Raw genomic sequence first — 13,197 nt, 5'->3', positions numbered from 1 at the left:
GATTCAATATTCCATACTGTGATTAATATAAATAACATCTCCGTTTCATTTGGAGGAACCACCCTGTTTAGTGACGTAACCTTTTCAATAAACGAGAACGATAAGATTGCCCTGATGGGTAAGAATGGTGCAGGCAAGTCGACTATTTTAAAGATCATTGCTGATGTGGCCAAACCTACCAGTGGCAATGTGACCGGTCCGAAGGATGCGGTAATAGCATATTTGCCTCAGCATCTGCTTACCCAGGATAAGGTTACAGTCTTTGAAGAAACGATGAAAGCTTTTGAGGAGGTTAATCAGATGCAAAAAGAGCTTGATGCGCTTAATGAGCAGTTGACTATTCGGACGGATTACGAAAGCGATGACTACATGAAGCTGATCGAGCGCGTGTCGGAATTGAGTGAGAAATTTTATTCAATCGAGGAGGTCAATTATGATGCCGAGGTAGAAAAGGTGTTAAAAGGCTTAGGTTTCGAACGTAAGGATTTTACCCGCCAAACTTCTGAGTTTTCTGGTGGATGGCGCATGCGTATTGAATTGGCTAAAATTCTGTTGAAAAAACCTGATCTCATATTACTTGATGAGCCGACCAACCACATGGATATTGAGAGTATACAATGGTTGGAAGATTTTTTGATCAATTCGGCAAAGGCAGTTATGGTGATCTCGCATGATCGTACTTTTGTAGATAACATTGCTAATCGTACCATTGAGGTTACAATGGGTAGAATATATGATTACAAGGCCAAATATACCCATTATCTTCAGTTGCGTGCTGAACGTCGTGTGCATCAGTTGAAAGCTTACGAGGAACAACAACGTTTTATTGCTGACAACCAGGAATTTATAGACCGATTTAGGGGGACGTATTCAAAAACCTTGCAGGTTCAATCGCGTGTTAAGATGCTGGAAAAGCTTGATGTTATCGAGATCGATGAAGTCGATACTTCAGCATTGCGATTGAAATTTCCACCATCACCACGTTCAGGTCAATATCCTGTAGTAGTTGAAGAACTTACCAAAACGTATGGTGATCATGTGGTGTTCAAAAATGCATCTATGGTTATTGAAAGGGGTGAAAAAGTGGCTTTTGTGGGTAAAAATGGTGAAGGTAAGTCAACAATGATTAAAGCCATCATGAGCGAGATCGATTTTGAGGGGAATTTAAAAGTTGGCCACAATGCTAAAATTGGATACTTTGCTCAAAACCAGGCTGCCTTGTTGGATGAGAATTTAACAGTATTTGAAACGATTGATCAGATTCCAATAAGTGATGGCACAATAAAAATTAAAGATCTTTTAGGTGCTTTTATGTTCAGTGGAGATGATACTACAAAAAAAGTTAAGGTGCTTTCAGGAGGAGAAAAAACACGCCTGGCTATGATCAAGTTACTACTGGAACCTGTAAATGTTTTGATACTGGATGAGCCGACAAACCATTTGGATATGAAAACCAAAGATATTATCAAGGATGCCTTAAAGGATTTTGATGGAACACTGATTTTGGTATCACACGATCGGGATTTCCTGGATGGTTTGGCAAAAAAAGTATTTGAGTTTGGTAATAAACGCGTACGGGAGCATTTTGAGGACATTAAAGGATTCTTAGCTTACAAGAAAATGGATAGCTTAAAGGAAATCGAACAAAGTTAATGCGCCAAAAAAATAGATACTTATAATGCGGTAGAGGCCTAGATGGTCATCATTGGACTAACAGAGAACTACCAGGAATAACTTTGTTCTTCAATATCCAGACCTTTTATCGCATTGGGTTTGGGTGTTGAAGGGTAAACCGGTTGAACGCTTGGATTAGAAGGGTAGGTTTTACCATTATATTTAACCAGATGATCATTACCGTTACTATGCAATATTAAATCTTTCCATCCGCTAGTGGTAGTAGGGGTGATTAGAACCGGAGCTTCCGTAACAGTAAATTTATTGATTAGTTTTCCCTGCGAGTCCAATAATAAAATTGTACATCCACCTGATCCGCAAAAATAGGATCCAGATAAACCAACAAGAATTTCCTTTTTTTGATCATCGTTTAGATCATATTCAAAGAATTTAAATTTTCTGCTTTTTTCTTCAATCAGATTTTTAGAGACATCATCCTTAAACATAACATTTAATACTTGTTTAACAAGATTGACCGTGTTTTCATGATTTGGGTTTTTAGGAATGGCTTCAGAATCTGTTTGTGCTTTTTCGGTTGCTTGTTCTGTAGACACATTGACGCTGTCTTTGATAGAATTGTTAGCCTTGTTTTCTGAAGAAGAGCAGCTGAATAATATCAAACTGCCAATTAAAGCAAGAAATAAGACAGGTGTTTTCATTGGATTCTTTAGTATAAACAAAATTAATTATTTCCTCCAATCAGGATGTGCCATCCAACACTAAAAAGTTTTTTTATTTTTTTTGAATCATTTGGTTTACTCGAGGTACTTGATAATAAATGCCTGCCAGCAGGAATGTGAACTAACCCAATAGTATTGGCCAATATTGGGAAAGAACATCGGGCAGCAAGCAAACAATAATCACTAACCAACAAACAAACCAAATGTATGAAACTTAAAAAATTACTTTTTTGTAGGGCATCTGCTTTTCTGCTTGTATTATTGGGTGGAAGTGTAACATCATCGGAAGCATATGAATCAAATCGTCCGATTAATGCCAACTTAACACCCAACAGCAGCAGAGAATATGTTGCCAAAAGAGCAGTTATTCTAAACGAACTGTTAGACAAACGGCTAAAACAAAATACGGCTTTTTTTGCCACCATTACAGGGAAAGTGGTAGACGAAAAGGGAGAAGGCCTACCAGGTATTAGCGTTAAGGTTGAGCGCACCGGTGCTTCTGCACAAACGGATGGAAAGGGTAATTTCCAGATCGCAGCTAATACGGGAGATGTTATATCTTTCACCGCTATTGGCTTTCTGCCAAAAAAGCTCACTGTTGCAGATGAGAAAACAGTATTATCGATTACGCTGGAGGAGGATAATAAAAAATTAGATGAAATAGTTGTAGTGGGATATGGTACACAAAAAAAGGTAAGTGTAACAGGAGCTATTAGTACTATAAAGACAGGTGATATTGCCAGCATTCCGGTTAGTAACTTATCAAATGCATTAGCAGGAAGGCTACCTGGAGCCACAATTGTGGGTTCATCAGGCTTAGCTGGCGCTGCCTCAACCATTCGCATACGCGGTAGTTTTGTTGAACCACTGTATGTGATTAACGGAATCATAAAATCGAAAGCTGATTTTGATGCGTTAAATGCGAATGAGGTAGAAAATATCAGCATTTTAAAAGATGCGGCAACTGCCTCAATCTATGGTTCAAAAGCAGGTGATGGTGTAGTTTTAATTACTACAAAAAAAGGACTTGTTCAAAAACCAACTTTTGATTATTCGAACTCCTTTTCATTTTCCAATACCACTCAGAAGCAACAGGATTTTACCGCAACAGAAGAGTTAAGATATGATAATAATGTGGCAAGGGGAAAAGGTGTTGCTGAGCCTTATGGGCAGGATATTTTTGATTATTTTAAAGATAAAAACTATAGCATTAACGATTACATATGGCGTAATCCAACTGTTCAGGAACATAATTTAGGCTTACGTGGTGGATCAGAAATCATACAGTATAATATGAACTTATCTTATCATACAGAAAATGGTTCATATAATAATTTAGACTTTAATCGTTATAATTTTCGTTCAGATATTACGGCCAATGTATCAAAAAGAATAAAAATTAACTTAAACCTGAGTGGTAACCAACGTAATTACAACAGATGGTACTGGCCGTACGATGACCCATCAAGTACAACTGTTGGAGATTTTTACCGTGCTACTTTTAACTGGACCCGCTTGTATCCCTTTTATGTAGATGCCACTGGAAACCCATCTATGAACATCAGTGATTTTCCGGTAATTGCAGGCTCCTGGAGCCCTGTTTGGGCTGTTAACAATAGTCCGGCTTATATTCACAATAAGATACGTAATCTGGATGGGATTTTACGCTTCGACTTAGATTTAGCAGATTATGTGCCCGGCTTATCAACTGCCTTACAGGCGCAGTATAATGCAAATGACAATAATATTAAATCATTTGTTGTTTTCAATGAAGTTTATAAATTTCAATCAAATACCAATAGTCCCAATAATAAATTTGTTCCAGGACCAATTAATCCTACACAAATTAATATTCACACCATGAGCAATAATTATCCAAATATCCGACATGGATTTGGATTGGGAGACGCCTATACCTTAAACTGGTTTTTAAACTATGATAGAACTTTTGGAAAGCACGCTGTAAACGCTATGGCTGTTTACGAACAAGCTAGAACAAATAGTACCAGTTTGTCAGGTATGAGACAAAGGTTGCTTGTCAATAATATTGATCAGCTTTTTAATGCTTCAGATGATGCAGTGAATAGTACTTTTTCAGGAGGTGAAGGTATAGAGACACGTTCCTCAGTTATTGGTCGTTTAAATTACAGCTATGCAGACAAATATATAGCTGAGTTTTCGTTCCGTGAAGATGGGAATTTCAGGTTTGCGCCGGGAAAAAGGTGGGGCTTTTTTCCATCTGTGTCAGCAGCATGGCGTTTAGGAGAAGAAAATTTCATGAAAGATGTAAAATGGTTATCTGAATTAAAATTACGTGGATCCTATGGTACTTCAGGTAATGATTTATCTGGTACTTCATCTAATGCGATTGCTCCGTTTCAATGGAGCCAGAATTTTACAAAATCTACTGGTACTGTTTTTGGATCAAGTCTGGCTGATGGTCTTGCCCCAGGAACTTTACCAAATCCGGATATCACCTGGTCAACTACAAAAATGCTAAACATTGGTTTAGATTTTGGTTTTTTAAACAATAGGTTAACCGGTTCTGCAGAATATTTTAATAAAAAAACCACTAATATTTTAGGAGCAAGATTAGCATCAACACCCAATACTTTAGGTGCTACTTTACCGGCTGTAAATTATGCTGCAAGATCCTGGAAGGGTTTTGAATTTTCGGCCGCCTGGAGCGACACGAAAGGAGAGATCAACTATTCTGTTTTTGCGAACATGGGTTATTCCAAAGATCAATGGGATATTCTAGATCAAGCCGCTGCTTTAACGGATGGGACCTATTTAAACAACTGGCGGAGTGTGATCGGTCGCCCAAACAACAGAATATACGGGCTACAGTCATTAGGTATTATCCGCACTCAGCAACAATTAGATGCCCTGCCTTCGACTTACACGCAATATGGTCTTAAACCGAGGTTGGGGTATGTTTTATATAAAGATATCAGAGGTGCAAATTTCTCTGAGGGTCCAGATGGCAAAATTGATGATAATGATTTGAGTTACTTATCTGATAATGCAACACCTCGTATTAATTTTGGTTTTGGCTTTCGTTTAGTCTGGAGAGGGATTTCATTATCTACCCTTTTTCAAGGTGTAGCTGCGTATGACAAGATTGTGAACACCGGTAATACCGCATCAGGAGGTGTCTTCCAAACAGGAGATAGACCATATTTCGCAATATGGGCCAGAGATTACTGGACTCCTGAAACACCTAATGCTAAGTACCCAATGGCATCAGATTTATTTGGTGACCAAAATGTCGGTGGGGGACCTTCAACTTTCTGGATTCGCAATGGGTCTTACATACGCCTAAAAAATATAGACTTGGGTTATGAGCTGCCTGGAAAGTGGGTTAAACACCTTGGTTTACAAAAAGTCAGAGTCTTTGCTAATGGTACTAACCTATTTGTAACTACAGCCTTTAAAGAATATGATCCTGAGCAGGAACGCCTAGATTCCTATCCTTTAATGAAAACTTACACAGCAGGTTTAAATGTTACATTTTAATCTATAAAAAATATGAAAATTTTAAAATTCAATTTATATACATTGCTATGTGCATTTATGATAGCCATAGTTTTTAATAGTTGTTCAAAGGTATTGGATGAAGCTGAAAATTTAAGCCAGTATCCACCTGAGGGTGTCTTTAATGATCCATCACAATCCAATGCCTATTTGGCCAATCTATATAGTAGCTCATTGCCTAACTCCTGGCCTGTAAATGATGGGAACTCGGCAGACGAGAGTGGGGGTATTACCGGTGCAGATGCCATTACCCCAAATAGCTCTAGAATTTTTTGGCCATATCAAGCCATTAGAAAACTTAATATTTTTATAAATTCCATACCTACGGGTACCTTACCTGATGCGACCAAGAGTAATTTAGTTGCTCAAGCTAAATTTTTGAGGGCATTTTTATATTTTAAAACTGTAGTTTACTATGGTGGCGTTCCTATTATTAAAGAAGCACAGGGGTTAAATGATGAATTAAAAGTGCCAAGAAATTCAACAGCAGAGTGTTTTACATTTATTGAAAGTGACTTGAATGATGCGGAGGCTGGTTTACCTCCAAAATATAGTGGAAATGACAGGGGCCGAATAGATCAGGCAACGGTTAAAGCATTTAGAGGTAGGGTCTTGTTGTACAAAGCATCTCCACAATTTAATTCTGCTAATCCTTACGACAATCAGTACTGGGCTACAGCTTATCAGGCAAATAGTGAAGCCAAAGCTTTTTTAGACGCAAACGGCTATGGTCTATTAGATAAGTATAGTGATATTTTTACTGTAAAGGGTAATAAAGAATGTGTGCTGTCTATAATTGGCCTTAATCCAGGTAAAACAAATTTACGTGGAGATGATGCCGTTCGTCCCCTTTCTGAATCGAAAAATGCAACAGGTGGTGATCAGCCTATTTGGGCTTTGGTACAGGCTTATCCCATGTTGGATGGGAAAAAAATAACCGATCCAACATCTGCTTATACTTACAATGAGCAAAGTTTCTGGTTAAACAGGGATCCGCGTTTTGCTCAGACCATTGTCTATAATGGAGCTCCTTTTGCTTTAAGCGGCAAAGCAGGGCGTCGTCAATACACTATGAAGAATATAGCCTCATCGCTTGATGCATTCGGTTTTGCAATTCAGGGAGAGAACAGCTACCGTACAGGTTTTTTTACAAGCAAAGGTTTAAATTTAGCTTTACCTGCGCCACCTACAACCAGTGATTATGACTGGAACGAAATGAGGTATGCAGAAGTGCTATTTAACCTAGCCGAAAGTGCAAATGAAACAGGGAACAGTAATGAATCTTTGGCAGCATTGATCGCAATAAGAAAGCGTGCTGGTATTTTGCCGGGAGCAGATAACTTGTATGGCTTAAAGGCAGGTATGAACCGTACGGAGATGCGGACAGCCATTTTAGATGAAAAGTACCTGGAATTTGCTTTTGAAGGAAAGCGCTATTGGGATTTACGCCGCCATCGTCTGTTTGCCACTAAATTAAATGGGATACATAAGTATGGTATGATGGCTACTACAGTTAATGGTCGTACTGCAGATCAGCTAACTCCAGCTGACATAAATGGTGCTGCGGCTTACTCATTGTTGCCGGAAAATTTTGGTTATACAGTTACAGAACTGATAACCTCAGGAGCCAAGGCTATGGTAGTGCCTGATACTTACTATTTCTTCCCAATTCCGTTAGATTATATTAATCAAAATCCTAACCTAAAGCAGAATGTCGCCTGGGGTGGTACATTTAATCCTGAATTATAGAGTGTAATTTTTTATTAATGTTGGTTGTAAACGGGGTAATGTGAATTACCCCGTTTTTTATTAAAAGACATAATTGTAAACGTTTGCCAAATTCACTTAATATTTTGATGAAAATTCTTAATAAAAGTGTTCCTGTAATTTATATTTTCGTTAATAACCCTCTTATATTTATGAAATAGCAAAAATCAAATGCTTAATTTTATATAGAACATTAACTATAATTTATTAATTTAATAAAAATCTTTTTTGGGACAGGGGATTTATTATAAAGTAGTCTGATCAAGGGTTAATTATTATGAAGGTATATCCTGATTTTACTGATTCAGAGTTGATCACATTAATTTGTGAAGGTAATGAAAATGCGTTTGCAGAAATCTACAACCGGTATTGGAAGCAGGTATTGTATTATGCAGCTCAAAAAACTGGTGACATGATTGCTGCTGAAGATATTGTACAGGATGTATTTGTCTCTTTATGGAAAAGAAGAGATCAGCTGGAGATCAAGTCAGAGTTTAAAAACTACTTAATTGTTTCCATAAAATACAGAGTACTTAAATTTTTAAGCAGAGAAAGGATTAAAAGATTAGCTGAAGAAAGCAATGCACCTGCTTATGATCTGCTGGATGATTCAACTCAGCAATACCTCGATTTTGATGAACTTCGTACTGCACTTGAAGAGATGGTTGGCAAACTTCCGGAAAAGAGCGCTCTTATTTATCGTATGAATAAGGAAGAAGGGCTAAGTCATAGGGAAATTGCCTATGAAATGGGGATGTCAGAAAAGGCAGTCAATTCGAATCTGGTCAGAACAAAGAAAATACTTCGCGCAGGACTGCACACTTTCCTTTTTAGTTTCCTGCTCTAAAATGATTATTTTTTGTATCATTTAGTTAAGTTAGGGTACTTATCAATATATATCTACATAGAAAGATGACAAAAACAACGGATAAGATCAAGCTTCAGGAGCTTGCCCATAAATATCTTCAGGGTAATCTTACCAAGAAAGAAAAAGATGAGTTTGAGAATTGGTTTAATCAAACTACAGATGACCCAATAGAAGTTTCTGCTTTGCTTGCAAGCAATGAAGAAGTACACAGACAAGCTATTTTTAATAACATAAAGAAAGAGTTAGGGCCTAAGCGCCCAGCCATATTTAAATTTTGGGGAGGTATTGCTGCGGCTGTTATCTTCATCTGCGCTATAGGTGCAGGAGTATTGTATTTAAAACGTGATCAAAAATCTCTACAACAGACTGCAAAAGTTAGTAAAAGTGATATCCCACCAGGTCATAGTCAGGCAACACTAACCCTTGCAAATGGGAAAAAGATTCTGCTATCATCTGCGGTCAATAGCGGGTTGTTGAAAGAGGCCGGAGTCGAGGTACAGAAAGATTCAAAAGGAGAACTGATTTATAAACAGGTTGCTGGTGGGAAGTCCACGGAATTGGAATATCATACATTAACAACGGCTAAAGGTGAACAATACCAGGTGATTTTGCCAGATAACTCCCATGTTTGGCTAAATTCAGCGTCTTCAATTAAATTCCCCATTAATTTTGCCCAATCAAAGGAGCGTAAAGTGTTTATAACTGGGGAGGTTTATTTTGAGGTTGCTAAAGATAAAACGAAACCTTTTAGGGTAGTGTCATATAACCAGTTGGTTACGGTGTATGGGACTCATTTTGATGTTAATAGTTATAAGGATGAATTAGGAACGAGAACGACTCTTCTTGAAGGAAGTGTTGATGTAAATGGTACTTTATTAAAACCAAAACAACAGGCCATCAACGAAAATGGAGTGATGAAAATTATGACTGTTGATGTAGAAAATATAATAGCCTGGAAAAACGGCTATTTCAGATTTAGGACAGAAACTCTTGAAAGTATTATGAGGAAAGTTTCAAGATGGTATGATGTTGATGTAGAGTTCCAGTCTTCTTCACTTAAAACTATTGAATTTGGGGGAGTAATGACAAAGTATGTAAGTGTTTCTAAGGTTTTGGAAATGCTTGAACTTACAGGAGAAGCATCGTTTGAACTTAAAGGAAGAACCATCATTATTAAGAATAAACAATGAAAAATTAATTAGCTACATGCTTAAAATATTGTTGACAATGAGGTTAAATGTTATTCTTTTAATCATTGGTATGTTGCTCATTTCTGCGACAGGCTTTTCTCAACGTATTACGTATGTAAAAAAAAACACATCATTATCTGAACTCTTCGATGAGATCTACAAACAAACAGGGTATGGAACTATCTGGTCAGAGAAAAAATTAAAGAATATAACTCCTTTTGATGCAGATTTTCATGATACCCCACTTGAAAATGTGCTTAAAATAAGCTTAAAAAATCAACAATTAACTTATACCATTAAAGATAAAACTATTGTTCTTCGGGAACAGGACGTAATGACATTTGGTCCTAAATCTACGTCAACCTCCATTGATGTAAGGGGAATTGTTCTTGATGAAAAAGAGAGGCCATTAGCTGGTGCAACCATTCAGGTAAAAGGAACACAAAAAAAAACAATTTCTGACTCAGCTGGAAATTTTTCTATCGAAGTGCTTGATCAAGAAAAAGAGCTCTTCATCTCATTTGTGGGTTACAATACAAAACAGGTTAATGTTGCCGAGGATATGCAAGTTAGCTTGTCCTTGAAACCAAATGATCTTGAGGCTGTTGAAGTTGCAGTAGGCTATGGGACGCAAAAAAAAACAAGTATTACCGGTGCAGTTTCAACTTTAGATGCAAAAGATATTCAAACCATTCCAACTTCAAGTCTATCTAATTTACTTGCAGGCCGATTGCCTGGGGCACAGATTGTTAACAATTCAGGGTTTGTAGGCGCAAACTCGAATATATTGGTTCGTGGAGTTGGTTCAGGAACCGGGGGAACCTATCCTCTGGTGGTAATTGACAATGTTATTGCTTCCAGAACTGATTTTGATGTTTTAGATCCAAATGAGGTGGAATCTATTGCCTTGTTAAAAGATGCAGGGACAGCCGCAATTTATGGCTCAAGAGCGGCAAATGGCGTGTTGTTAGTGAAAACAAGGTCAGGAGGAGTTAATCAAAAAGCTGAATTTACAGTGAAGACTTATTTTACTACAGATCGTACAACCAAACCTATTCCGGGATATAGCGCAACAGATGAATTGATCTATAAAAACAATCAGTATATACATCAGCAAGAAATTGCTGGACAATCAATTGGTACTTTACCTTATGGTCAAGCAGCTTTTGATTATTATAAAGATAAATCATATGAACTAATGGATTATATATGGCGAAATCCCACCTCCCAGCAGCACGATCTAACTGTCTCTGGGGGAAGTGAGGAGATTCAATATTTTATGCTGGCTGGTTTTAACAAGGCAAATGGTTCTTTTGAAAATACCGATTATAACAGATACAATTTTAGAAGCAAGGTAGATGCTGTCATTTCCAGAAATTTAAAAATAGGGTTGAATCTGAATGGTTACAGGCGAGCCCTTGATCGGTTTTACTGGCCTTACGATCTAGAGGAAAGTCAAACGGTCCAAGATTTTTATCGGACTACTTTCAATTGGTCCAGGCTTTTTCCTTTTTATGCTACGCTTGATGGTACTACCACTGATAGGTTAGATCCGAAAGGATTCCCCGCAATAGGCAGTGGAGGATGGAATCCGGTAGAAACAATTTATAATGCTGGCTATCGTAAAACAATATATAATAACCTGAATGGTATTTTGAATATCGATTTAAAAATACCCTTCGTTCCCGGTTTAAGTACCAGAGTTATGGGTAACTATAATGTTAAAACCCGAAATAATAAGTCTTTTATCAAATTCAATAAATCCTATCCTATTAAGTTTAAAACTGATGGGGTAAGTGCAAGGAATTATTTGCCCGTTGGCCTGGATATGGAGAATCCAAACATTCATAATTTAAGTAATGCGTTAGAATCAATAGTTGAAAATGTAAACTTTGCGAATTCATACCAATTAAACTGGTTTTTGAATTATAGCAGGACCTTTGGTCAAAATGCTATTTCAGCGAACTTAATATATGAGCAAAGTGAAGGAAATTCAAAAATATTGTCGGGCTCTGCAGGTCGACTGATTTCAAGCGATATAGATCAGATACTTGTGGCCTCACCTGATGCTACTGACAGATACTTTAGTGGTAGTGAGGGCGCAAATTCAAGGTTAGGGTGGGTTGGTAGAATACACTATGAATATGATTCCAAATATATTACTGAGTTTTCCTTTAGAGAAGATGGATCTTATTTATTTGAACCAGGCCATCGTTTCGGATTTTTTCCCTCAGCATCTGCCGCCTGGCGCATTTCAAAAGAAATGTTCTTTAATGTGGATTTTATTAGTGAACTAAAATTAAGAGCTTCTTATGGTACAACAGGTAATGACGGTACTACTGATGGAAGTATAGCCGCTTATCAATGGCAAAACAATTATTATCCAGGGTCGTCATATATGTTTGGTGACAATTACGAGCTTGGGATAGCACAAGGAAGATTTCCAAATCCTGATATAACCTGGGAAAAAACAAGTTCATATGATCTAGGTCTCGAATTTGCCTTGTTTAATGGACAACTATATGGGGTATTTGATTATTTTAAGCGTAGGATATCAGATATTTTCCAAACAAGAGTGCAGACATTGCCCGGTACCTTAGGGGCTGTTTTACCGCAGGTAAACTATGCTAAAAAAGATGTTAATGGTTTTGATTTTAGTTTGCAATATCACACCAAGGCTGGAGGAATTTCATATTTAATAGGAGCAAATATAGGTTATGCCAAAGATAAATGGGTAGTTTATGATGAGCCCGCAATAGTACAAGGAACATGGCGCAGCCAGGTTGGCCAACCAACCAATAGATTGAATGGGTATATCTCTGAAGGGATCATCAGAGATCAAAGTATTGTAGATGAGCTAAAAGCTAAAGGCTTTAAACAATTTGGAAGAGACCCTATGATTGGGGCTTTACTATTTAAAGATATTCGAGGAGTAAATTATTCTGAAGGACCTGATGGAAAAATTGATGCGAATGACAGAACATATCTTTCAAATAACCAAATACCCCGCGTCAATTATGGCATAAATTTATCAGCGGAATGGAGAGCCATTAAAGTAGATATACTGTTACAGGGGGTAAGTGCTTACGATAAGATTGTTACTACTGCAAATACACCTGACGGTGGCGTATTTCAGTTTGATAGACCTTATTTTGGATTATGGACAGATGCCTGGTCGAGGGAAAATCCCAATGGAAAATACCCTAAAATTATTGACTGGGGGTATGAAGAGTTAGGATTTGCTCCTTCATCTTTTTGGATTGGTAATGGTGCCTATCTGAGATTGAAAAATGTTAATATTTCTTATAGCTTGCCTCAAAAATGGATAAATAAAATTGGAATCAAACAAGCTCAAGCATTTTTTACCGCCACTAATCTACTCACATTAAGTGCTTTTAAAACGTATGATCCAGAGCAATTAGCCCTTGACTCATATCCTATTATGAAAGGATTTACTGGAGGATTAAATATTGTTTTTTAG

7 protein-coding genes are annotated in these 13,197 nt (G+C 37.4%); 6 read left to right on the top strand and 1 reads right to left on the bottom strand.

Annotated features, from left to right (window positions below; all coding sequences use genetic code 11):
* The first annotated feature begins 18 nt into the window (after positions 1–18).
* Positions 19–1,653: an ABC-F family ATP-binding cassette domain-containing protein gene (locus CPT03_RS11990; RefSeq protein WP_099439071.1), complete on the top strand. Its 1,635-nt coding sequence runs from the start codon at positions 19–21 to the stop codon at positions 1,651–1,653.
* A gap of 68 nt (positions 1,654–1,721) precedes the next feature.
* Here CPT03_RS11990 and CPT03_RS11985 read toward each other — a convergent pair whose 3' ends face one another.
* The gene (locus CPT03_RS11985) at positions 1,722–2,333 is read right to left on the bottom strand and encodes a hypothetical protein (RefSeq protein ID WP_099439070.1); all 612 of its coding nucleotides are present in this window, start codon (positions 2,331–2,333) and stop codon (positions 1,722–1,724) included.
* A 228-nt stretch (positions 2,334–2,561) separates the two neighbouring features.
* Between CPT03_RS11985 and CPT03_RS11980 the strand changes: the two genes are divergently transcribed.
* The 5 genes from CPT03_RS11980 (at position 2,562) to CPT03_RS11960 (ending at position 13,197) form a co-directional block, all read left to right on the top strand.
* On the top strand, positions 2,562–5,873 hold the full coding sequence (locus CPT03_RS11980; protein ID WP_099439069.1) for a SusC/RagA family TonB-linked outer membrane protein: 3,312 nt from the start codon (positions 2,562–2,564) through the stop codon (positions 5,871–5,873).
* A 12-nt stretch (positions 5,874–5,885) separates the two neighbouring features.
* Complete coding sequence (locus CPT03_RS11975; protein WP_099439068.1) at positions 5,886–7,640, top strand: RagB/SusD family nutrient uptake outer membrane protein; 1,755 nt, start codon at positions 5,886–5,888, stop codon at positions 7,638–7,640.
* A 295-nt stretch (positions 7,641–7,935) separates the two neighbouring features.
* The gene (locus CPT03_RS11970; protein ID WP_099439067.1) at positions 7,936–8,505 is read left to right on the top strand and encodes an RNA polymerase sigma factor; all 570 of its coding nucleotides are present in this window, start codon (positions 7,936–7,938) and stop codon (positions 8,503–8,505) included.
* Between the two features lie 65 nt (positions 8,506–8,570).
* Positions 8,571–9,716: a FecR family protein gene (locus CPT03_RS11965; RefSeq protein ID WP_099439066.1), complete on the top strand. Its 1,146-nt coding sequence runs from the start codon at positions 8,571–8,573 to the stop codon at positions 9,714–9,716.
* 37 nt (positions 9,717–9,753) lie between these two features.
* On the top strand, positions 9,754–13,197 hold the full coding sequence (locus CPT03_RS11960) for a SusC/RagA family TonB-linked outer membrane protein (RefSeq protein ID WP_157766419.1): 3,444 nt from the start codon (positions 9,754–9,756) through the stop codon (positions 13,195–13,197).

It is taken from the genome of Pedobacter ginsengisoli, assembly GCF_002736205.1.
Lineage (GTDB): Bacteria > Bacteroidota > Bacteroidia > Sphingobacteriales > Sphingobacteriaceae > Pedobacter > Pedobacter ginsengisoli_A.
Note: the sequence above shows the minus strand (reverse complement) of the source record. Positions and strands in the feature narration are given on the sequence as shown.

Excerpts from the sequence above, each read along its gene's own strand:
- CPT03_RS11960 (WP_157766419.1), top strand. The coding sequence starts at position 9,754 with ATGAGGTTAAATGTTATTCTTTTAATCATTGGTATGTTGCTCATTTCT.
- CPT03_RS11965 (WP_099439066.1), top strand. The coding sequence starts at position 8,571 with ATGACAAAAACAACGGATAAGATCAAGCTTCAGGAGCTTGCCCATAAA.
- CPT03_RS11980 (WP_099439069.1), top strand. The coding sequence starts at position 2,562 with ATGAAACTTAAAAAATTACTTTTTTGTAGGGCATCTGCTTTTCTGCTT.
- CPT03_RS11975 (WP_099439068.1), top strand. The coding sequence starts at position 5,886 with ATGAAAATTTTAAAATTCAATTTATATACATTGCTATGTGCATTTATG.
- CPT03_RS11970 (WP_099439067.1), top strand. The coding sequence starts at position 7,936 with ATGAAGGTATATCCTGATTTTACTGATTCAGAGTTGATCACATTAATT.
- CPT03_RS11985 (WP_099439070.1), bottom strand. The coding sequence starts at position 2,333 with ATGAAAACACCTGTCTTATTTCTTGCTTTAATTGGCAGTTTGATATTA.